21 protein-coding genes are annotated in these 21,646 nt (G+C 70.2%); 16 read left to right on the top strand and 5 right to left on the bottom strand.

Translation table 11 applies throughout. The annotated features are described in order from the left end of the window. Nucleotides 1-68: 68 nt before the first annotated feature. Nucleotides 69-1,235, bottom strand: a complete 1,167-nt coding sequence (locus R6U01_RS07410; protein WP_410285823.1) for a hypothetical protein — start codon at nt 1,233-1,235, stop codon at nt 69-71. Continuing rightward, entirely contained in the window at nt 1,236-2,777 is a 1,542-nt protein-coding gene (gene glpK, locus R6U01_RS07405; RefSeq protein WP_410285822.1) for a glycerol kinase GlpK, read from the bottom strand. Between the two features lie 406 nt (nt 2,778-3,183). Here glpK and glpA point away from each other — a divergent pair, with 406 nt between their 5' ends. From glpA to R6U01_RS07340, 13 genes are all read left to right on the top strand, one after another. After that, nucleotides 3,184-5,004, top strand: coding sequence for an anaerobic glycerol-3-phosphate dehydrogenase subunit GlpA (gene glpA, locus R6U01_RS07400; RefSeq protein ID WP_410285821.1), 1,821 nt, complete (start codon nt 3,184-3,186; stop codon nt 5,002-5,004). After that, nucleotides 5,004-6,383 carry a glycerol-3-phosphate dehydrogenase subunit GlpB gene (glpB, locus tag R6U01_RS07395; RefSeq protein ID WP_410285820.1) on the top strand — a complete coding sequence of 460 codons (1,380 nt, stop codon included), beginning with the start codon at nt 5,004-5,006 and terminating at the stop codon, nt 6,381-6,383. Before glpA ends, glpB begins: the two co-directional genes overlap by 1 nt. Continuing rightward, nucleotides 6,380-7,981, top strand: a complete 1,602-nt coding sequence (locus tag R6U01_RS07390) for an anaerobic glycerol-3-phosphate dehydrogenase subunit C (RefSeq protein ID WP_410285819.1) — start codon at nt 6,380-6,382, stop codon at nt 7,979-7,981. The genes glpB and R6U01_RS07390 overlap by 4 nt, the downstream gene beginning before the upstream one ends. 248 nt (nt 7,982-8,229) lie before the next feature. Next, the gene (locus tag R6U01_RS07385; protein ID WP_410285818.1) at nt 8,230-9,675 is read left to right on the top strand and encodes a CRTAC1 family protein; all 1,446 of its coding nucleotides are present in this window, start codon (nt 8,230-8,232) and stop codon (nt 9,673-9,675) included. 77 nt (nt 9,676-9,752) lie between these two features. Continuing rightward, on the top strand, nt 9,753-9,953 hold the full coding sequence (locus tag R6U01_RS07380) for a hypothetical protein (RefSeq protein WP_410285817.1): 201 nt from the start codon (nt 9,753-9,755) through the stop codon (nt 9,951-9,953). Between the two features lie 78 nt (nt 9,954-10,031). After that, nucleotides 10,032-10,757, top strand: coding sequence for a ribosome assembly factor SBDS (locus tag R6U01_RS07375; protein ID WP_410285816.1), 726 nt, complete (start codon nt 10,032-10,034; stop codon nt 10,755-10,757). A gap of 116 nt (nt 10,758-10,873) precedes the next feature. After that, nucleotides 10,874-11,386, top strand: coding sequence for a YbaK/EbsC family protein (locus R6U01_RS07370; RefSeq protein WP_410285815.1), 513 nt, complete (start codon nt 10,874-10,876; stop codon nt 11,384-11,386). A gap of 156 nt (nt 11,387-11,542) precedes the next feature. Beyond that, the gene (locus R6U01_RS07365) at nt 11,543-12,598 is read left to right on the top strand and encodes a metal ABC transporter substrate-binding protein (RefSeq protein WP_410285814.1); all 1,056 of its coding nucleotides are present in this window, start codon (nt 11,543-11,545) and stop codon (nt 12,596-12,598) included. 97 nt (nt 12,599-12,695) lie between these two features. Continuing rightward, nucleotides 12,696-13,436, top strand: coding sequence for a metal ABC transporter ATP-binding protein (locus tag R6U01_RS07360; RefSeq protein ID WP_410285813.1), 741 nt, complete (start codon nt 12,696-12,698; stop codon nt 13,434-13,436). Beyond that, nucleotides 13,436-14,506 carry a metal ABC transporter permease gene (locus tag R6U01_RS07355; RefSeq protein WP_410285812.1) on the top strand — a complete coding sequence of 357 codons (1,071 nt, stop codon included), beginning with the start codon at nt 13,436-13,438 and terminating at the stop codon, nt 14,504-14,506. The genes R6U01_RS07360 and R6U01_RS07355 overlap by 1 nt, the downstream gene beginning before the upstream one ends. 119 nt (nt 14,507-14,625) lie before the next feature. After that, the gene (locus R6U01_RS07350; protein ID WP_410285811.1) at nt 14,626-14,910 is read left to right on the top strand and encodes a hypothetical protein; all 285 of its coding nucleotides are present in this window, start codon (nt 14,626-14,628) and stop codon (nt 14,908-14,910) included. 78 nt (nt 14,911-14,988) lie between these two features. Continuing rightward, nucleotides 14,989-15,423, top strand: a complete 435-nt coding sequence (locus tag R6U01_RS07345) for a DUF393 domain-containing protein (RefSeq protein WP_410285810.1) — start codon at nt 14,989-14,991, stop codon at nt 15,421-15,423. Nucleotides 15,424-15,455: 32 nt separating this feature from the next. Beyond that, nucleotides 15,456-15,941: a GIY-YIG nuclease family protein gene (locus tag R6U01_RS07340; protein ID WP_410285852.1), complete on the top strand. Its 486-nt coding sequence runs from the start codon at nt 15,456-15,458 to the stop codon at nt 15,939-15,941. 42 nt (nt 15,942-15,983) lie between these two features. Here R6U01_RS07340 and R6U01_RS07335 read toward each other — a convergent pair whose 3' ends face one another. The 3 genes from R6U01_RS07335 to R6U01_RS07325 form a co-directional block, all read right to left on the bottom strand. Continuing rightward, entirely contained in the window at nt 15,984-16,466 is a 483-nt protein-coding gene (locus R6U01_RS07335; protein WP_410285809.1) for an acyl-CoA thioesterase, read from the bottom strand. 65 nt (nt 16,467-16,531) lie between these two features. Continuing rightward, nucleotides 16,532-16,984, bottom strand: a complete 453-nt coding sequence (locus R6U01_RS07330) for a bifunctional nuclease family protein (protein ID WP_410285808.1) — start codon at nt 16,982-16,984, stop codon at nt 16,532-16,534. A gap of 58 nt (nt 16,985-17,042) precedes the next feature. Continuing rightward, complete coding sequence (locus tag R6U01_RS07325; protein WP_410285807.1) at nt 17,043-17,729, bottom strand: ArsR/SmtB family transcription factor; 687 nt, start codon at nt 17,727-17,729, stop codon at nt 17,043-17,045. A 109-nt stretch (nt 17,730-17,838) separates the two neighbouring features. On the opposite strand from R6U01_RS07325, the gene R6U01_RS07320 reads away from it, so the two are divergent. The 3 genes from R6U01_RS07320 to purM all read left to right on the top strand — a co-directional run bounded on the left by R6U01_RS07320 (nt 17,839) and on the right by purM (nt 21,400). Next, nucleotides 17,839-19,608 (top strand): TraB/GumN family protein, encoded by a 1,770-nt coding sequence (locus tag R6U01_RS07320; RefSeq protein WP_410285806.1) that lies wholly within the window; start codon nt 17,839-17,841, stop codon nt 19,606-19,608. After that, nucleotides 19,605-20,273 carry a metalloprotease gene (locus R6U01_RS07315; RefSeq protein WP_410285805.1) on the top strand — a complete coding sequence of 223 codons (669 nt, stop codon included), beginning with the start codon at nt 19,605-19,607 and terminating at the stop codon, nt 20,271-20,273. The genes R6U01_RS07320 and R6U01_RS07315 overlap by 4 nt, the downstream gene beginning before the upstream one ends. 83 nt (nt 20,274-20,356) lie before the next feature. Next, on the top strand, nt 20,357-21,400 hold the full coding sequence (gene purM / locus R6U01_RS07310) for a phosphoribosylformylglycinamidine cyclo-ligase (protein WP_410285804.1): 1,044 nt from the start codon (nt 20,357-20,359) through the stop codon (nt 21,398-21,400). Nucleotides 21,401-21,646 lie beyond the last annotated feature (246 nt).

Raw genomic sequence — 21,646 nt, 5'->3', positions numbered from 1 at the left:
CGGACGGCTCCAACCGACCGCAGGCGAGCGAAATGCCATGATAAAATACTGCCGAGAGTGAGGGCGCGTTAGATTCCCGTTCCGGGGATCCAGACGGCCCAGTTGAGCAGCCCGGCGATGACCAGCAGCCCGAGCGTCAGCGTCCAGACCACGATGGCGGCCGCTGGCGGGTCGAAGTGCGTGTCGGAGTGCGCGTAGAACACGCGCTGGGACGCCTCGCCGACGAGCGCGGAGAACAGCCCGAACACCGCACCGAACAGCAGTGCGGGCGTGGCGCCGAACGCAAGCGGCGCCGTCAGGTCCGCCGCCGCGACGTCGGTGAGCATCAGGATGCCCTCCTCCCACGTGGAGAGGAACGCGGTCGCCCCCGCCAGCGTCATGTGGTGTGTGACCGGGATCCGGTCGACGCCGAGGTTCAGGAACAGCAGTGACGCCGCGCTGATCCCGAAGCCGGCGAACACGGCGATGAGGCCGTGTCCGCCGCTGATCATGTTGTAGGTGATGACGGCTGCGCCGAGACCGGTGAAGAAGCCGATCGCGGCCACGTGCGACCACTTGTACATGTTCGGGAGCCACGGCTCGACGGCGAGGCGGTCCTCGCTGTCTTTTCCGCCGTCGCCCTTGACCTCGCCCGGGTCGCGCATCTCGCCACGCTCGAACGGTCCCATGTCGAAGTAGCCGCTCGCCTTGTCGCTCACCTTGCCGACGATGCTGTAGCCGAAGACGGCCCTGACGACGATCGCGCTGATAACGATGCTCACCGGGATCGGGTCGACCGGCAGCGCGAGCTGTCGGGAGATCTGTTCGATGAGCACGCCAAAGATCCCGAAGACGGCACCAACGGCGAGGACGTCCGGCTTACTCCCCAGCGCGAATCCGATGTCTTTCGCGTTGTGGTAGTCGAACCCGGACTCCATGTAGCCCTTGTTGGCCGCGTACCCGGCGGCGGCGACACCCCCCGCGAAGGAGATGTGCGGCCCGAACACCGGACCGAAGCCGACGTCGACGCCGAACCCCCCGCCGCCGAGTGACCCTCCGATCACGAGGAAGCCGGTGAAGATGAACGCCGGCAGCGCACCGAGCGCCGCCCCGAACGCGCCCCCGGCGAGTGCGCCGAGGAGGATCCCCGGGTTGGTGAGGCTCTGGATCACGTCGGTCGGCGCTCCGGGCTCGTACCCGACCTGCAGCACGGTGTCGGCCGCGACGGCCAACTCCGGGACCAGTTCGACACCCATTTATTCGTCCTCCTCGTCGTCCTGCGCCCAGTTGAGGGAGCGTTCGACCGCGTCGTCCCACCGGCTGTACAGCTTGTCGACCTCAGCCTGGTCCTTCTCGGGGGTGAACTCCCGATCGATCTGCCAGTTGTCGCGGAGCTCGTCGACGCTGTCCCAGTAGCCGACGGCGAGGCCGGCGGCGTACGCCGAGCCGAGCGCCGTGGTCTCGTCGACCTCCGGCCGGGCGATGTCCGTCTGGATGATGTCCGACTGGAGCTGACAGAGGAAGTTGTTTTTAACCGCGCCGCCGTCGACACGGAGACTCGTCATCTCGACGCCGGAGTCCGCCTCCATCGCTTCCGCGAGGTCGCGAGTCTGGTAGGCGATGCTCTCGAGCGTCGCTCGGACGATGTGCTCTTTGCTCGTCCCGCGGGTCATCCCGACGATAGTCCCGCGAGCGCGGCCGTCCCAGTGCGGGGCACCGAGGCCAGTAAACGCTGGGACCATGTAGACGCCGTCGGTCGAGTCCACCGAGCGTGCCAGCTCCGCGGTCTGAGCGGCGTTGTTGATCAGGTCGATGTCCTCTAAGAACTCGATCGCGGCGCCGGCGATGAAGATCGACCCCTCCAGCGCGTACTGGACAGGCTCACCGGACATCTGGAAGCCGACGGTCGTGAGCAGGCCGTTGTCGGACGCGACGGCCTCCTCGCCGGTGTTCATCAGGTAGAACGCGCCGGTCCCGTAGGTGTTCTTCGCGTCGCCCTCGTCGAAGCAGGTCTGTCCGAACAGCGCGGCCTGCTGGTCGCCGAGCGCGCCGGCGACCGGGACCTCCTCGCCGAGGAAGCCGTCGGCGTCCGTGTGGCCGTAGTAGTCCTCGTCGGAGGAGGGTCGTACCTCGGGGACCATCTCCTTGGGGACGTCGAACTCGTCGAGGAGGTCCTCGTCCCACTCCATCTCCCGGATGTTGTACAGCATCGTCCGAGAGGCGTTGGTGACGTCCGTGATGTGGTTGCCCGTCAGGTTGTAGATGAGCCACGAGTCGATCGTGCCCATGACGAGTTCGCCCTCGCGGGCGCGTTCGCGGAGGTCACCGCCGCGGGAGGCCTGCATTTTGAGCGGCTCCGCGTTGTCGAGGATCCACTCGGTCTTGGTCGCGGAGAAGTACGCGTCACACTCCAGTCCGGTCTTCTCGCGGATCTCCTCGACCTTGCCCGCCTCCTGGATCTCCTCGACGCGGTCCGTCGTCCGCCGGTCCTGCCACACGAGGGCGTTGTGGACCGGCCTCCCGGAGTCCTTGTCCCAGACGATCGTCGTCTCGCGCTGGTTGGTGATCCCGATCGCGTCGAGCTGGTTCGCTTCGAGCTCCGCGTCCGCGAGGCCGTCGAGGACGACCTGCTGCGTGTTCTCCCAGATCTCGATCGGGTCGTGCTCGACCCATCCGGGGTTCGGGTATATCTGTTCGTGCTGTTCGTATGCGTTCGCGACGACCTGCCCCTCGTGGTCGAACACCATGAATCGGGTACCGGTCGTCCCCTGGTCTATCGCACCGACATACTGTGTCATGTTTTGGATCCCTCCTGTGGCGCTGGTCCGTCTGCGGCGATGCCGCCGGCCCACTCCGGGCCGGTCCCACGCGGGACGCGTCCCGGCCCGCCCGGGAGTCGGTTCCGCGGAGTGACCCGCCTCGACAGACCGCGTCCGGCACGCGCGCCGGACCAACGGCCGAATTTCGGCGGGCATCAGCGTCGTCGCCGCGGGATATCTTCACGGAAGCTACCACGCCGTTCGTGAACATAATGTACTACCATAATAATCTAACTGTTAAAATCCGCTTCCGAGAGAGATTTAAAAAGGTAATATATAAACAAATCGCTCATCCCACCGATTGCATTACTTGAACGACTCTGATAGTTATGCCTGCCGCTGGGGAGGAGGTAAAGTAAAGTGGGCGCAGGCCGAGCGCTCGGTTATGGATCAACAGGTGGACGTCGTGGTCGTCGGCGGCGGATCGACCGGCTGCGGCGTCGTCAGGGACCTGGCGCGACGGGGACTCGACACCGTCCTCGTCGAGAAGGGGAACCTGACGCACGGCACGACCGGACGGATGCACGGGCTCCTTCACAGCGGGGGTCGGTACGCGGTGTCCGACCAGAAGAGCGCGAGGGAGTGTATCGAGGAGAACCGAGTGCTCCGCGACATCGCGGCGCACTGCGTCGAGGAGACGGGCGGGATGTTCGTCAAGCGTCCCGAGGACTCCGAGGAGTACTTCCAGGAGAAGTTGGAGGGCTGTCGCGCGTGCGACATCCCCGTCGAGGTGCTCGACGGCGAGGAGGCCCGTCGCCGCGAGCCGTACCTCGCGCGCGACGTCGAGAAGGCGATCGCGCTCCCGGACGGCGCCGTCGACCCGTTCCGGCTCTGCGTCTCCAACGCGGCCGACGCCCGCGAGCACGGCGCGCGGATCGAGACGCACGCCCCGGTGACGGACGTGCTCGTCGAGGACGGCGAGATCGTCGGCGTCGAGATCGAACACGAGACCGGTCCCGGCAAGCGCGTGCACCGCGAGCCCGGCACGACCGAGGAGATCCGCGCGCGCCACGTGGTCAACGCGACCGGCGCGTGGGCCGGGAACGTCGGCGAGATGGCCGGCGTCGACGTCGAGGTCCGCCCGTCGAAGGGCGTGATGACGGTGATGAACACCCGGCAGGTCGACACCGTGATCAACCGGTGCCGGCCGAAGGGTGACGCCGACATCGTCGTGCCGCACGAGACGGCCTGCATCCTCGGCACGACCGACGAGGAGGTCGACGACCCGGAGGACTACCCAGAGGAGGAGTGGGAGGTCGACCTCATGATCGAGACGCTCTCGGAGCTCGTGCCCGCGCTGAAGGACGCGCGGACGCTGCGGTCGTTCTGGGGCGTCCGCCCCCTCTACGAGCCGCCGGGGACCGGCACCGAGGACCCGACGGACATCACGCGCGACTACTTCCTCCTCGACCACGAGGAGCGCGACGACCTGCCCGGCATGACGACCATCGTCGGCGGGAAGCTCACCACCTACCGGATGATGGCCGAGTCCATCTCGGACCACGTCTGCGACCTCCTCGGCCACGAGGCGACCTGCGACACCGCCGACGCGCCGCTGCCCGGCTCCGAGAGCCCCGCGCGGATGGAGGAGCTCATGGACGAGTTCGGCCTCCGATCGCCGGTGGCCCGCCGCTCCGGCCAGCGGCTCGGGTCGCGGGCCGACGACGTGCTGTCGGAGTACGACCCGAACCCGGTCGTCTGCGAGTGCGAGGGCGTCACGCGCGCAGAGGTACAGGACGCCGTCGGCGAGGCGGGCAGCGACCTCAACGCGGTCCGGCTCCGCACCCGCGCCTCGATGGGGAACTGCCAGGGCGGCTTCTGCACCCACCGGATCGCCTCGGAGCTGGCACAGGAGTACCCGGAACCCGTCGTCCGCGACGCGGAGGACGAGCTGTACCAGGAGCGCTGGAAGGGCCAGCGCCACGCGCTGTGGGGCCGCCAGCTCTCGCAGGCGATGCTGAACCACCTGCTGCACGCGACGACGATGAACCGCGACGGCGACCCGGCGAACCTCGACGGCGAGGTCGACTTCGGCGCTTTCGACGCCGGCCCCGAGTCCGGACCGGCCGGATCCGAGGGCGGCGAGTCCGGCACGGCTGCGGCCGACGGTGGTCGCGCAGCGGACGACGCGACGACCGACGGTGGTCGCGCAGCGGACGACGGTGGTCGCGCAGCGGACGACGCGGCCACGGACGGGGGGAGCTGATGGCGATAGACAGCGACGTCCTCGTCGTCGGCGGCGGGCTGGCGGCGATCACGGCGGCGATCTCGGCGTCCCGCGAGGGCGCCGACGTGCGCCTCGTCTCCCACAAGGCGAGCACGCTCCGGCAGGCCTCCGGACTGATCGACGCGCTCGGCTACGTCCCGGCGACGGAGCCCGCGAAGCCGCTCCGCGAGGGGCCGCCGACCGCGGGCCGCGAGCTCGACCGCGACGAGTGGCCCGACCCGGAGGGCCCCCTCGCCGACCCCTTCGAGGGGATCGACCGGCTCCCCGAGACGCACCCCTACCGGATCGTGGGCGCGGACGCGCTCCGAGAGGGACTCGACCTGTTCGACGAGCTCGCCGGCGACGCGTACCGCGGGAGCCACACCGACCGCAACGCGCTCGTGCCCACCTTCGGCGGGAGCGTGAAGCCGACCGCGCGCTACCCGGCGGCCGCCGAGGCGGGGCTCGCGAGCGACGACGGACCCGCCCTCATCGTCGGGTTCAGGTCGCTGACGGAGTACGACGCGCGGGCGTTCGCCGGCCGGCTGGAGGCCGCCGGGGTCCCGTTCGACGTCGCCGGCGCGGAAGTGGAGTTCGCCGAGGCGTTCCGGGCCGACACCAAGGTCACCCGGCTCGCGAAGGCGCTCGACCACGACGAGGCGATCGACGGGGTCCCCGCCCGCGAGGCGCTGGCGAAGGCCGTCGCCCCGCACCTCCACGACGTGATCGACGAGGCGGGCGGCGTCGACCGCGTCGAACGCGTCGGCTTCCCGGCGTTCCTCGGCGACGAGCGCGGCGACGAGGTCCGCGCGGCGCTCGCCGACCGGCTCGGCGCGGACGTGTTCGAGATCCCGATGGGGCCGCCGAGCCTCCCGGGACTCAGGCTGGAGGACCGGCTCTACGACGCGCTCGACGCCGAGGGCGTCCGGTTCGAGACCGGCAACCCCGTCGTCGGGATCGAGACCGAGGCGGACGGCCGGGTCGAGACGGTCGCGGTCGACCGGAAGGGACGCGAGACGCCCTACGGCGCCGACGCGTTCGTCTTGGCGACCGGCGGGCTCGTTGGGAAGGGACTCGATTCGGACCGCGAGGGCGTCCGCGAGCCCGTCTTCGACCTCCGCGTCGAGCAGCCCGACGACCGCTACGAGTGGTTTGTCGACGACGCGTTCGGCGACCAGCCGTACGCGCGCTTCGGCGTGCGGCCCGACGAACGCGGGCGCCCGCTCGACGGCGACGGCGAGGCACAGTACGCGAACGTCTTCGCGGCCGGCGCGGTCGTCGGCGGCGCGGACGTGGCGCGCGAGAAGTCCGCGAGCGGGGTGTCGCTCGCGACCGGCCTCGTGGCCGGGCGGCAGGCGGCGACGGAGGCGACCCAATGACACGAGACACAGACGACGACACGGGGGAGGCGAACGGAACGGACGGCGACAGCGACCACGGGGGCGAGACGCGGGTCAGTCCCGGCGTCCCGGAGGCCGGCCGCGACGAACAGCCGTCGATATTCGTCCCCGACGACGGGGAGGTGGCGGCGGGCCCGAACGAGGCCGCCGAGCGGCCGGCCACCGATGGTGGACGCGCAGCGAACGACGCGGCCACCGATGGTGGACGCGCAGCGAACGACGCGGCCACCGATGGTGGACGCGCAGCGAGCGACGCGGCCACCGACGGCGGGGTCGAGAGCGCGACCGGCGGCTCTGAGTCGGCGGAGCTCGACCCGGACGCGTACGACCCGGTCGACGTGTTCCCCGGCGGCGACCTCGACCTCCGGGAGGGGGCGGACTCCTGTTATAAATGCACGAGCTGTGACACCTCCTGTCCGGTCGCCGAGGTGGACGAGGAGTTCCCGGGGCCGAAGTTCCAGGGCCCGGAGCAGTGGCGGCTCAAGCGCAAGGACGACCACGACATCGACGAGTCGATCACCTCCTGTTCGAACTGCATGCGCTGTGACGACGCCTGTCCGTCTTCGGTGCCGCTCTCGCAGATGCACAACGAGGCGCGCGGCCAGTTCGTCGAAGAGCAGATGGAGAAGCTGTCGGTGGAGTACGTTCGCAACCGAATCCTAGCGAACTACCACACCTCGGCACAGCTCGCGAGCGTCTTCCCGCGGACGGCATCATTCGTGATGAACTTCGGCCCGGTCCGCTGGGCGATGGAGAAGACGATGGGCATCCCGAAGGAGCGCGACTTCCCCGAGTTCGCCACCGAGACGTTCCGCGAGTGGTGGCAGGCCCGCGGCGGCGCGCAGGTCGAGAACCCGGACAAGCGGGTGGCGTACTTCCACGGCTGTTACTCCAACTTCAACACGCCGGAGGTCGGCAAGGCGATGGTCAACGTGTACGAGCACTTCGGCTACGAGGTGATGGTGCCCCCGCAGAAGTGCTCCGGCACCCCGATGTTCGCGAACGGCATGCTGAAAGACGCGCGCCGACACGCGGAGACGAACGTCGAGAGTCTGATCGAGGCGATCGGCGACGGCGCCGACGTGATCGCCTCCTGTACCTCTTGTTCGATGTCCCTGCGACAGGAGTACCCCGAGCTGTTCGACATCCACGGGATCGACGACGTCTCCGAGCACACCTACGAGGCGCTGGAGTACCTCCGGATCCACGAGGACTTAGAGAACGAGCTCGCGGGCACGACGCTCGCGGACGAGCAGTCCTTCGCGTACCACGCGCCGTGTCACGCCCGCAATCAGGGGCTCTCCCGGCAGGCCGTCGAGACGTTCCGCGACGTCGACGGCGTGACGATGGAGGACGTCGGCGACTCCTGTTCCGGCATCTCGGGGACCTACGGCTGGAAGGAGGAGAAGTACGAGAAGTCGATGAAGATCGGCGAGGAGATGTTCGAGCACATGGAGGACGCGGAGGGCGACGTCGGGATGACCGAGTGTCCCACCTGCGCGATGCAGATGGAACACGGCACCGGCTACGAGATCAAACACCCGCTCCAACTGCTCGAAGAGACGGTCGCGGCCTGATCGGGCGTCGTTTCGGTGTCGGGATCGCTCGTCGCAGCCTCGCACCGCTCCGAACGCCCCGCCGACCCGGTGCCGGGGAGACGGAGCCGCGCGGCTGACGCGGGAGGTGGACGTTCGAAGGAGCGTGCGTCCGCGCGGTGAGCCGGGATGTCGAGCGGACTTCATCTCTTAAGCACAGGCCCGTATTTATTTTTCTCGGGGTGAATCCAACCCGTGAGTTCATATTCCCTGAGCGGTGACGGGGGACCATGTTCACGGAGCGGTCCGACCTCGTCAGCGACGACGACCCGATCCGCGGGTACGGCGTCGCGGTGACGCCGGGACGGGACGGACCGCTCGTCTTCGTCGCCGGGTACGGCGAACCGAACCGCCTGTACGCCCGCGACGGCGACCGCTTCGTCGACACGGCCTGCGGCATCGTCGCGGACGGGACCCGCCACGGGATGGGCGTGTGCGCGGCCGACCTCGACGCCGACGGCTGCGAAGAGGTGTACGTGCACAACTGCACGATGGGCGTCGACGGCGGCGGCGACCCGGACCTCCTCTTGAGTCGACTCGAGTCCGACGGCTACCGATGGACCGACGTGTTCGCGCTCCCCGTGAACGCGGACCGCCTGGACGTGCGGGCCGGGCGCTCCGTCGCCGCGCTCGACCGACTGGGGACCGGTCGGTACGGGGTCGCGGTCTCCGGGTACGCCGCGCCCCTCGCGTTCTACGAGCTCGGAGACGACGGGGAGATCACCGACATGGCCGACGCCGTCGGGCTGGACGTCGACGGCGGCTGCCGCTCCCTGCTCGCGGTCCCGCACTGCTCCGGGGAAGGCGACCTGTTCGCGGGCGTCGAGCGCGGCCCGAACCGGCTGTTCCGGAACGAGAACGGCCACTACGCTCCGACTCAGGGCGGGGCGCTGGCCGATCCCGCGGGGGACACCCGGGGCGCCGCCCTCGTCGACGAGGGCGGCACGTTCGCCTTCGCGGTCGGCAACGAGGCCGGTCCCAACCGCCTCCTTCGGCACGCCGCGGCCGGCGGATTCGAGGACGTCGCGCCGGCGACGCTCCGGGAACCGGACCGGGTCCGGACCGTCGTCGCGGCCGACTTCGACAACGACGGCCACGAGGAGCTGTTTTATAACGTCTCTGGCGAGCCGAACCGCCTCTACGAGCGGGTCGGCGGCGACGGGTCGGACGCGGGCGACGACGACTCCCGCTGGCGCGCCGTCGACCCCGGACCCGCGGCCGAGCCGGACGGGTTCGGAACGGGGGCGGTGGCCGCCGACCTCGACGGCGACGGCGTCTTGGAGCTGGTCGTCGTCCACGGCGAGGTCGCCGCGCAGCCGATCGCGGCCTACGAGGTCCCGGGCGCCGCCGCCGCCGGGTGGCTCCGCGTGCGGCCGACGACGCGGCACGGGGCGCCCGCCCGCGGCGCCGTGGTGAGACTGGAGACGACGGCCGGGATCCAGCGCCGCACCGTCGACGCCGGCGGCGGCTGCCTCTGCCAGACCGAGCCGGTCGCGCACTTCGGTCTCGGCGGGGCGACGCCGCGTCGCGCCGTCGTCCGCTGGCCGGACGGTCGCGAGCGAATCCTCACCGACCCCGCGCCCGACGCGGAGATCGCGGTCGAACACCCGTCGCAGCGGCGGTCGGCGACGAGGGAGGGCCACCGGGTCCGCGGCGACCGCCCGCTCGGACGGTAGCGCGGCCGGGCCCCGTGACGGCCGGCCAGAACTGCCGCCCTTCGCGGGTTCAAGTGGCCGGGGACGCACGGACGGGTATGGTAGATCCGACTTCCGACCTCGAGGAGGACGTCGACGAGGAGTCCGCGCCGCGCTGCGTGACGTGTGGAGACCCGGCGCTGGGCGTCGGCCGCCGGACCGTCACGTGGGTCGATGGGACCGACGTCGTGCACCGACACTTCTGTTCGGAGGCCTGTCGCAGCGACTGGGAGGACGAGCGCCCGGAAGCGACCGGCTGAGCCGCCCTCGTGTCGCCCGGCGGTCGAACGAGCCGCGGCGCGGGAGGCTTTTTCACTACGGGGGTGGTATCGTTCGGTATGATATCGCTCGACGAGGCCGTAACGGCCCGACTGGAGTCACACGGCGAACGGTTCGAGGTATTGATCGACCCGGACGCGGCGCTCGCGATGAAACGCGGGGAGTTCGAGGGCGACCTGGAGGACGTGATCGCCGCCGAGGACGTGTTCGAGAACGCCTCGCGCGGCGACCGCCCGGCCGAGGAGGACCTAGAGACCGTCTTCGGCACCACCGACCCGCTGGAGATCATTCCGGAGGTCGTCGACCGCGGCGAGATACAGATCACCGCCGAGCAGCGCGAGGAGATGCTGGAGCGGAAGCACAACCAGCTCGTCACCGTCATCACCCGCAACGCGGTGAACCCGCAGATGGACGACTCCCCGCACCCGCCCGAGCGCATCGAGCGCGCGCTGGAGGAGGCGGGGTTCCAGGTCGACCCGATGGAGCCGGTCGAGAATCAGGTCGACGACGCGCTCGAGGCGCTCCGCCCCGTCATCCCGATCCGGTTCGAGGAGGTGACGATGGCGGTCCAGCTCCCACCGGACTACGCGGGCTCCGGCCAGGCACAGATCCGCGAGTTCGGCGACTTGGAGCGCGAGGAGTGGCAGAACGACGGCTCGTGGGTCGGCGTCCTGACGTTCCCCGCAGGGCTGCAGAACGACCTGTACGACCTCGTCAACGAGGTCACCTCCGGCGAGGGCGACGTCCGCGTGATCAAGGACAAAGACGAGCTGCGGACGCGGTAGCGCGTCGGCGCGCCGCGACCGACGAGCTCGCGGTCCCCTTTTCGCCCGGTTCTCCTCGCTCGCCATACGTGCCGCGGCCGGGAGCTTCATACCCAGCGGCGGACCTCTTTCTCCGCATGCACGAGCGCGCGGCGGAGTTCGCGGCACGGGCGCGGGACAGGTACGATGTCGACCTCGACGTGCTGGAGTTCGACGCCGGCACGGAGACGGCGGCCGCGGCCGCCGACGCCGTCGGCTGTGACACCGCGGCGATCGCCTCCACGATCGTGGTGTCGCTCTCCGGCGGGGACGCTGTCGGCGGTAGCGACGACGACACCGACGGGGGTCGACTCGTCGCCGCCGTCACCAGCGGTGCGAATCGGCTCGATCTGGATGCGGTGGCGGCCCACTTCGGGGCGGACGACGCCGCCATGGCGGACCCGACGCGGATCCGCGAGGTGGTCGGCTGGAGCATCGGCGGCGTGCCCCCGCTGTGTCACGACGCGACGCTCCCGACGGTCTTCGACCCGACGCTCGCCGAGTACGACACCGTGTACGGCGCCGCGGGAACCCCCAGCGCGGTGTTCGCGATCGACCCCGAGCGGCTGGCCGCCCTCGCGGAGTCGACGACCGTCGACCTCACGGAGTGAGCGCGATCGAGAGCGCAGTCGGGCGAGCTCCCATCCGCGGCAGTCGGTGCCGTCTCCGCCCGCCGTTGTTAATCGGACCCGCTCTCGCCCGCCGAGTTATTAACTGAAGGTTATGAAATAACAATGCTTTTCTATTAACGGCCGGTAGGAATCGGTATGAGTCACTCACGTCGTTCGGTCTTACAGCGCGGAGTCGGGTTGTTGGCCGCCGGTGCGGCGACCTCGGTCGCCGGCTGTTCGGGCGCCGCGGACGGCGGATCCGCGGGGTTCGACGGCGGGTACACCGCCTTCTTCACCCTGAACGACTGGGCGAACGAGGTCGTCGGCGACCACGCGAGCTTCGAGAGCCCCGTCGAGGTCGGTCGGCTCGGACACGGTTGGAGCCCGGACGGGAACCTGGCCGCGGACGTCGCCTCGACGGACGCGTTCGTCTACCTCGACAACCCCGAGTTCGCGTGGGCGCAGGATCTCGCGGAGACGCTCGAAGCCGACTACGACTCCGTCGCGGTCGTCGACGCGCTCGCCGACGTCGAGGACGACCTCCTCGACTGGGACCACTCGCACGAGGGGGACGAAGAGCACGACGACGACGAGGACCACGACGACGAAGAGCACGACGACGACGAGGACCACGACGACGAAGAGGACCACGACGACGACGAGCACGACGACCGCCAGTACGACCCCCACGTGTGGGTCGATCCGCTCTTCGCGGCGACGATGGTCGAGACCATCGCGACGGGGATCGGCGAGGCCGATCCCGACAACGCCGAGGCGTACGCCGACAACGCGGCCGCGTACGCCGCGGAGCTCGACGAGGTCGACGCGGCCCTCGAGTCGATCGCCGCGGACGCCGACCGCGACGTGGCGGTCATCGCGGGTCACAACTCCTTCCAGTATCTGGAGGCGCGCTACGGGTTCCGCCTCCACTCGCCGGTGGGCGTCTCGCCGCAGAACGAACCGAGCCAGAGCGAGATCGCCGACACCATCGAACTGGTGAACACGGAGGGGATCGACACGATCCTCTACGACCGGTTCGAGTCGACGACGCTCGCCGAGACGATCGTCGAGAACAGCGACGCCACGGAGACGACGGCGGTCAGCCCGGCCGGCGGGACGACGGAGGAGTGGAACGACGCCGGCTACGGCTACCTGGAACAGATGACCGAGATCAACGTCCCCGCGTTCGAGCGCGCGTTCGGCGTGCAGTGACCCGGCACCCCGACGCGGCGCCGTCGGTCGGCCGCCCAGCCGCCGGCGACGGACTAAAAGAGCTAAACGTTCGGACGACCCAGACACGGCACACGCAGTGACCGCAATCGTCGACCTCGACGGCGTGACGTTCGCCTACGGCGACACCGTCGCCGTGAGCGACGTCTCTCTGACGGTCGAGGCGGGCGAGTTCCTCGGGCTCGTCGGTCCGAACGGCTCCGGGAAGACCACCCTGCTCCACCTCATGCTCGGGCTGCACGACCCCGACGAGGGCACCGTCGAACTGTTCGGGCGGCCGGTGGACGAGTTCGACGACGGCGGCCGGATCGGCTACGTCTCTCAGCAGGCGACGAGCCGCGGGGGTGCGATGCCCGTCACGGTTCGCGAGTGCGTCACCATGGGACGGTTCGCGCACGCCGGCCGGGGCCGGCTCTCCGAGGCCGACCGCGCCGCCGTCGCCGCCGCCATCGAGACGGTCGGGATCGCCGACCTCACGGACAGGCTCGTCACCGAGCTGTCGGGCGGGCAGAAGCAGCGCGCGTACATCGCCCGCGCCCTCGCGAGCGACGCCGACCTCCTCGCGCTCGACGAGCCGACCGTCGGCGTCGACGCCGAGTCGCGCGACGCGTTCTACGCGCTCTTGGACGAGCTCAACGACGACGGGATCACCATCATTCTCATCGAGCACGACATCGGCGTCGTCACCGACCGCGCGAACCGCATCGCCTGTATCAACACCGAGCTGTACCACCACGGCGACACCGAGTCGTTCGTCGAGAGCGACGCCCTCGCGGAGGCGTACGGCGCGACCGGACAGGTCGTCCACCACCACCACTGATGAGCGAGACCACGGCGTCGGACGGCGAGCAGAGCGTGACCGCCGACGCGAGGCCCGACCGAGGCCCCCGGCGCGCGATCGAGCTCGCGGGAATCGGGATCACTGGGGTCGTCGCGGTCGGCATGCTCGGGTTCCTCCTCCTGTACTGGGCGCGGGACGTCCCGGTCGCGAGCGACCTGTACGCCGCGTTTCGCTCGCTCGGGCGGGGGATGGACGCCGCGTTCGGGACGAACGTGTTCCGGCACCCGATCATGTGGCAGTCGATGGCGGTCGGCGTGCTCGTCGGCGTCGTCGCGCCGCTCGTCGGGTCGTTCCTCGTCCACCGCGAGATGGCGCTGATCGGTGAGACGCTGGCGCACACGGCGTTCGCCGGCGTCGCGATCGGCATCCTCGTCAACGCCTCGACCGGCTGGGACGGCTCCCTGCTGTTGGTCGCGCTCGTCGTCGGTGTCCTCGGCGCGCTCGCGGTCCAGTGGCTCACCGAGCGGACCGACGCCTACGGCGACGTGCCCATCGCGATCATGCTCAGTGGGAGCTTCGCGGTCGGCACGCTGATCGTCAGCTACGGGCGCGGGCTGACGGCGATCAACATCGAGGGCTACCTGTTCGGGAACCTCGCGGTCGTCACGGCCGAGGGAGCGCGGCTGATGGGCGCGCTCTCGGTGCTCGTCGTCGCCGGCGTGGCGCTGACGTACAAGCAGCTGCTCTTCATCACCTTCGACGAGCAGGCGGCGCGCGTCGCCCAGCTGAACGTCACCGGGTACAACACGCTGTTGGTCGTGCTCACCGCGGTCGTCGTCGTCGGCTCGATGCAGGTGCTCGGCGTCATCCTCGTCGCCGCGATGCTCGTCGTTCCGGTCGCGGCCGCCTCACAGGTCGCGCGGAGCTTCCGCGAGGCGACGTACCTCTCCGTGATCTTCGGCCAGCTGTCGGTGTTGGGCGGCTTCGCCGTCTCGATCGGGCTCGGCCTCCCCTCCGGCGGGTCGATCGTCGTCACCGCGATCGCCGTCTACCTCGCGACCATCGCCCTCTCCGGGTTCTCGGTGAAGGCCATCTCGGCGCACGGGTGAGCGCACGGCGCGTCGGTTCCGCTCCGCCGCTCTCCGTCGCGTCGACCCACTCCTCGAACGCGTGCGCGCCGGGAGCGCGCTTTCCACAGACCCTTATGTCCCGACCGCGAGTGGACCGTATGGGAGAGACGGAAACCTACACGATCACCGGTCCCGACGGTGACGAGGAGTCGTTCGAACTGCCTGCCGGTCTCGTCGACGTGCTGAGCGAGCAGGGCGAGCAGTCCACCCGCGTCGTCAGCGACGTCGTCGTGCAGGCGATGGCCCAGCAGGCGCACGTCATCGTTCACCACAGCGAGGGCGACGTGCCCGAGGACATCGCGGAGATGAACGAGACGGCCGGGGAGCTGTTCGAGGAGCGGTTCGGGCAGTCGCTGGAGGACGCGCTCGGCCACTCGCACTGAGACGCGTTCGCCGCGCCCGCCTTCGGTTTTCCGCCCGCCGGCCGGCCGCTTAAGCCGCCGCGGGACGTACGGTTATCCATGAGTTCCGACTCGGACGCACCGGTGCTGATCTTCGACGGCGACTGCCCGTACTGCTCGGTCGCGGCGCTCGCGCTCCGCCGGCTGGAGGGCGTCGTCGCGGTGCCGTGGGAGGCCGAACCGGTCGGTCCGTTCCTCGACGCGCAGTTCGGCTCGCGCCCGTTCGCGATGGTGCTGGTCGACCCCCTCGAGCGCCGCGTGTACGCCGGCCGCTCGGCGGCCAAGGAGCTAGCCGACCGGGCCGGCACGCCGGGGATCGTCGGCGGGCTCGTTCGCGACAACTACGACCGGATCGCCGACGCCGTGGGAACGCTGTCGGGCCGCGGCCGCGACCCCGCCGACGTCCACGAGGTGTACCGGCTGACCGACGCCGCGCGCGACCTCGTCGACGACCTCCGGCCGGCGGCGAGCGACCCCCCGGCGGCGCTGTCGTGAGCGGGGACGGACGCGACGAGGAGGCCGGCCGGATCGCCGACGCCGGCGGCGGTACGTACACCCTGGTCATCGACCTCGCGGCGACCGCCGCCATCGACGTCGGCGCGCTCGGGGAGCGTCGCTTCGGGGCCGGTCGCTACGCGTACACCGGCAGCGCGCTCGGCGCGGGCGGGTTCTCGCGGGTCGACCGACACCGTCGGACCGCGCGCGGCGAACACGACGTCCGGCACTGGCACGTCGACCACCTGCTCGGCCACCCGGACGCCCGGATTGACCGCGTCGTCCGGAGCGTCGGCGCCGACGTCGAGTGCGCGGTCGCCGACCGGCTCCCGGCGGGTCCGGTCGACGGATTCGGCGCGTCCGACTGCGGCTGTCCGACTCACCTCGCCGCCGCCGAAGGGGACTCGCTCGACGCGTTCGTCGCGCGGGTCCGCGAGGCGCACGAGGCCGCGGTCGCGGCACTCGACGGCGACGCGGCCGACCGCGACACGCGGGTCGACGTTCTCGCCGTCGACTAGCGGTCGTACCGGCCGACGGCTAGATATCGTACCGGCCGACGGCTAGATATCGTACCGGCCGACGATAGTGGCGAGCTGTTCGCGCCGTCCCGCGATCGCCTCCTCGCGGAGGGCCTCCTCCTCGGGCGTCGGACTGGTCAGCTCCGGGACGCTCGCCGGGGACCCCTCGTCGTCGAGCGCGACGAAGGTGAAGTAGGAGGTCGTCGTCCGTCGCTGCTCGTCGGTCCGAGGGTTCTCGGCGCGCACGTCGACTTTCACGTCGAGGCTCGTGCGCCCGACGTTGAACACGTACCCCTCGATCACGGCGACCTCGCCCATCTCGATGGGCGCGATGAAGTCGACGTGGTCCATCGAGGCGGTGACGACCTGCCGGTTCGCGAAGCGCATGCCGGCGATGGCGCCGCAGATGTCCATCCAGTGGAGGACGGCGCCCCCGAGCGCCCGCCCGAGGTTGTTGGTGTCGTTCGGGAGCAGCATCTCGGTCATCTCGGTGTACGACTCCGCGACGGTCGCCGTCTCGTCCATAGTGCCGCTGGGCGGGCGGGCGACTTGAAACTCCGGCTCCCGTCGATCGATCGGCGGCTCGCCCGTCAGGAGTCGCCTATCGACTCGTCGTCGAAGCGGACGGAGTCATGCGACCGGCCGGCCTCGTCGACGACCTCGTCGGAGATGATGATCGGACAGTCGACCCGAACGGCGAGCGCGAGCGCGTCGGAGGGGCGCGCGTCGAAGACGAACCGCTCCGGCTCGCCGTCTTCGTACCGCTCCGCGTCGATCTTCGCGTAGAAGGTGCCCTCGCGGAGGTCGTCGACGCGGACGCGGTCGATCGCGCCGCCGAATTCGGTGAGGATATCGACGAGCAGGTCGTGCGTCAGCGGTCGGTCGAACGGCTCGCCCTCCAGCGCCATCCCGATCGACTGCGCCTGATCGGCGCTGACGAAGATGGGGACGTACTCCCCGCGGGCGGAGAGTATGACCGCCGGTACGTCGCCGCCGGGTGCGGAGCCCGCTCCGACCCCGACGACCTCGGCCTCGTGTTCCATATCGGATCGTGGTGGCGGCGGCATGAATAGCTGTCCCACGCGCGGTGGGCGAGCCCGGTCACATCTCCGCGGTTCTGTACCAGTACGCCCACGCGACCGTGAACACGAGCGCCGCGCCGAGGAAGAAGACGACGCCGGGCTCGAGCAGCGAGACGGCGTACTCGGCGAGCGGGTCGACGACGTACTCGACGGTGCCGTCGACCGCCGCGTCGCCGCTCTCTGTGGCGGTCTCCTGTCCCCCGGCGTCGTCCGAAGCGCTCCCCGCGTCTCCGCCTCCGGTCTCGGTCGTCACCCGGACCGTCGGTTCCGCGACGGAGAGCGCGCGCTGGGCGGCGGCGGCCGCCACCCCGATGAGCGCGTAGCCTCCGAGCAGCCGCAGGAGCGCGCTCTTGATCCCGGCCGACTCCTCGTGGCCGCCGGCGAACAGGACGAGCGGCTCGTCCGCGGCCGCGTACACGTCCATCTCCCGGCCCTTCTCGGAGTAGGTCGTGTCGACGACGTCGACGAGGTCGGCGCCGTCGAGCTTCGCGAGGTGGTACTGCACGTTCTGGAGCGAGGTGTCGACCTCGGCGGCGAGTTCCGACTTCGTCGCCGGCTTGTCGTGGAGACACGTGAGTATCTCGCGGGCGGTCTCGGAACCGAGCGCCGCGATGAGGTCGTCGGCGTCCTCGTCGTCGACGCCCACGACCCGCGGCTCCCGATCGTCGGGGGTCGCGTCGGGGAGGGAGGGCAACAGCCGCGACATATTCGGTACTCTACGCCGTGAGGATACAAATTTGTTGGATCCTCTAAGCCATCACCGACCCGACATCGACTCACAAACCCTAAACGCGGTGAGAGGGTACGTCTCGTCAATGACAGAGACGCCAGGGGGCTCCGACGGCGCGTCCGTGCCCCCGACGGCGAGCGATCCCTCGGCGGCGTCCGAGACGGACGCCGCCGTCGAGGCCGAGGGCGGCTCCGTGACGGTCGTCGGGACCGCGCACGTCTCCGAGCGCTCGGTCGACGAGGTGGAGGAGGCGGTCGAGCGGGAGCGTCCCGACGTAGTCGCGGTCGAGCTCGACGAGGGCCGGTACCGACAGATGCAGGGCGAGACGCCGGACGACCTCGACGCGGGCGACCTCCTGCGCGGGAACACCGTCTTCCAGTTCCTCGCGTACTGGATGCTCTCGTACGTTCAGACCCAGCTCGGCGACCGCTTCGACATCGAGCCGGGCGCGGACATGCGCGCGGCCATCGACGTCGCCGAGGGGCTCGGCATCGACGTCGCGCTCGTCGACCGGGACATCCAGACCACGATCCAGCGGTTCTGGGCCCGGATGACGCTCACCGAGAAGCTCCGGATGGTCGGCGGGCTCGCGTTCGGCGTCACCGATTCGCGGATCGTCGGCGTGGTCGCGGGGCTGTTCGTCGGGATCATCGCGGGGCCGGCGATCGGTCTGTTCGGCGGCAGCTTCGGGGTGACCGACGCGCTGCTGACGAGCGTGACGGGCGGCGTGCTCGCCGCGCTCGTCGTGGGGGTCGCCGTCGATCAGGTCGGGAAGGCCGCGCTCTCGCCGGACGGCCGGCTCTACGCCGCCGCCGCTCTCGGCGTCGGCGCGGGGATCGCGGCCGCGGCGTTCGGCGCCCTCGACGGGGTCGTCGCGACGTATCTCGGCGGCTTCGCCGTGACGGCGATCGGCAGCATCGGGCTCGGGCTCGCGCTTGGACTGTCGCTCGGGGTTCTCGTGTCGGCCGCGCTCGGGCTGGTCGGCCGCGGCGGGGAGCCGGAACACGGCGGCATCGAGGCGATCGACGTCGAGGAGCTCACCGACACCGACGTGGTGACGATGATGATGGAGGAGTTCCGTCAGTTCTCGCCGGGCGGCGCCGAGGCGCTCATCGACGAGCGCGACGCGTTCATCGCTCACCGGCTCGTCGCCCTCCGGGAGGCCGGCCACGACGTCGTCGCCGTCGTCGGCGCGGGCCACCGAGCCGGAATCGAGCGGTACCTCGCGGCCCCGGAGACGCTCCCGCCGATGGCGGACCTGGTCGGTCGCGAGCGCGGCGGCGGGCTCCCGTGGAAGAAGGCGGTCGGCTACGCGATCACCGTCGGGTTCGTCGGCTTCTTCGTCCTGCTCGCGCTGGCGGGCGTCGAGAACGCGTTCCTGTTCCGCCTGTTCGGCGCGTGGTTCCTCATCAACGGGATATTCGCGTTCGCGTTCGCGAAGGTCGCCGGCGCGCGCTGGACCGCCGCCGGCGTCGGGGGCGCGGTCGCGTGGATGACCTCTATCAATCCGGTCCTCGCGCCCGGCTGGTTCACCGGCTACGTGGAGCTCCGTCACCTCACCGTGAACGTCGGCGACATCGGGACGCTCAACGACCTCCTCTCCGACGAGACGCTGTCGCCCTCGGACCTGGTCTCCCGGATGCTCGACGTGCCGCTGTTCAAGCTCATCGTCGTCGTCGCGATGACGAACGTCGGCAGCATCGTGGCGAGCTTCCTGTTCGCCGTCTACGTGATCCCGGCGATGTTCGGCAGCGAGGTCGGCGGCGTCGACGAGGTGGGACGGCTCATGGTCGAGGGCGCCAGGACCGGCGCGGAGCTGATTCGGAGCGTGCTGGTGGGCGGGGGTGGCGCGTGAGCTCGGCGTTCCGGGGCCGCCGGATCGCCGGCCTCTACTTCAGCGGCACGGAGCTCCGCGACCTGCTCGTCGCGTGGCTCGCGCTCGGCGTGGCGTTCACGCTCTTCTTCGTCAACGGCACCGCCGGCTTCGACCGGCTGCTCGCGGCGGGCGTCGTGCCGCCGCTGCTCGTCGGGCTGCTCACCGCGGGCGTCGCGTTCCTCCTCCACGAGGTCGCACACAAGGTCGTCGCGGTCCACTACGATCAGGTGGCCGAGTTCCGGGCCGACAACAGCATGCTGTTCCTGGCCGTGATGAGCTCGCTCCTCGGGTTCATCTTCGCCGCGCCCGGCGCGGTCCACCACCGCGGGCGACTGACCCCGCGGGAGCACGGCCACATCGCGCTCGCCGGCCCCGTAGTCAACCTGCTCCTCACGTTCGTCTTCCTCCCGGCGCTCCTGCTCGGCCCCGTCGTCGGGAGTCCGGTGATCACCCTGGTCGGCTCCCGCGGGATCGCGATCAACGTCTTCCTCGCGGCGTTCAACCTGATCCCCTACGGTCCGCTCGACGGGAAGACCGTGTTCGACTGGAGCAAGGGCGTCTGGGCCACCTTCTTCGTCGTCTCGGTCCTGCTCACGGTGGGACTCGTCTTCGTCGGCGGGCTCGGCTTCGGCGGGCCCTTCTGAGTCGGGCTGACGATCGGTCGCGGACGGTCCGGCCGTCCGGCGGGAACGGTGCGCTTTTGCTCCGCGGGCGTCCCTCGACACACATGACCGAGGACGGCGGCGGAGACGACGGCGAGGCGAGCGGGAGCGACGAGCGGGAGGGGAGCGAGGCCGACGACGGGCTCACCTACGCCGACGCAGGCGTCGACATCGACGCGAGCGAGGCGGCGACCGCGGCGCTGATCGGCGCGGTCGGCGAGACCGAGGGCGACTACGCCGGCCTCCTCGACATCGGCGACCGGTACCTCGCGCTCGCGACCGACGGCGTGGGGACGAAGCTGCTCGTCGCCGAGGCGCTGGGCGACTACTCGACGGTCGGCATCGACTGCATCGCGATGAACGTCAACGACCTGGTCGCCGCGGGCGTCCGTCCCGTCGCCTTCGTCGATTACCTCGCCGTCGACGAGCCAGACGAGCGGTTCGCCGAGCAGGTCGGCGACGGGCTCGCCCGAGGCGCCGAGCTCGCCGACATGGAGCTCATCGGCGGCGAGACGGCGGTGATGCCCGACGTCATCTCGGGGCTCGACCTGGCGGGGACGTGCGCCGGGCTCGCCGCGAAGGGGGCCGTCTTCGACGGCGCGGCGGAGCCGGGCGACGCGCTGGTCGGCTGGCGCTCCTCGGGGATCCACTCCAACGGGCTCACGCTCGCGCGAGAGGCCGCCACCCGCGAGCACGCGTACACCGACCCGTGTCCCTTCGAGGGGTACGAGACGGTCGGCGAGGCGCTGCTGGAGCCGACCCGGATCTACACGGACCTGCTCGACCCCATGCGCGAGCACGGCGTCCGCGGCGCGGCCCACGTCACCGGCGGCGGGTGGACGAACCTGACGCGGCTCGGCGACCACCGGTACGTCGTTGAGGACGCCTTCGACCCCCAGCCCGTCTTCGAGTTCGTGCAGTCGGAGGGGAACGTCCCGGACGAGGAGATGCACCGCACGTTCAACATGGGGACCGGCTTCGTCGCTGCGCTGGACCCCGACGCCGCCGAGTCGCTGGCCGCCGAGACCGGTGGTCGCGTGATCGGGCGGGTGGAGGAGGGGGACGACGACGAGGCGGGAACCGTCTCGATCCGCGGCTTGGAGTTGTAAGCGGGCCGCCGTATATACCAGCAATCGTTGCTGGTATGCGAGAGCAGCGGTTCGATTTACGGAGAATCGAGGAGAAAGCCTCGCGCTTCAGCGCGGGGATGAATCCGACACTACCCTTCACAGTCCACCGTCCGATGGACGGCTGGATATTCCACGTTCTAACCCATACCTTCAAATTAGTTTGTCTACATAGGTTACGTATGGCGAAACAGGTCGTTACTCGCACCTACACTGCGTCCATACGGA

Source organism: Halorubrum sp. (assembly GCF_046498025.1).
Lineage (GTDB): Archaea > Halobacteriota > Halobacteria > Halobacteriales > Haloferacaceae > Halorubrum.
The sequence above is the reverse complement of the archived record's forward strand: the minus strand, read 5'-3'. Positions and strand labels throughout refer to the sequence as shown.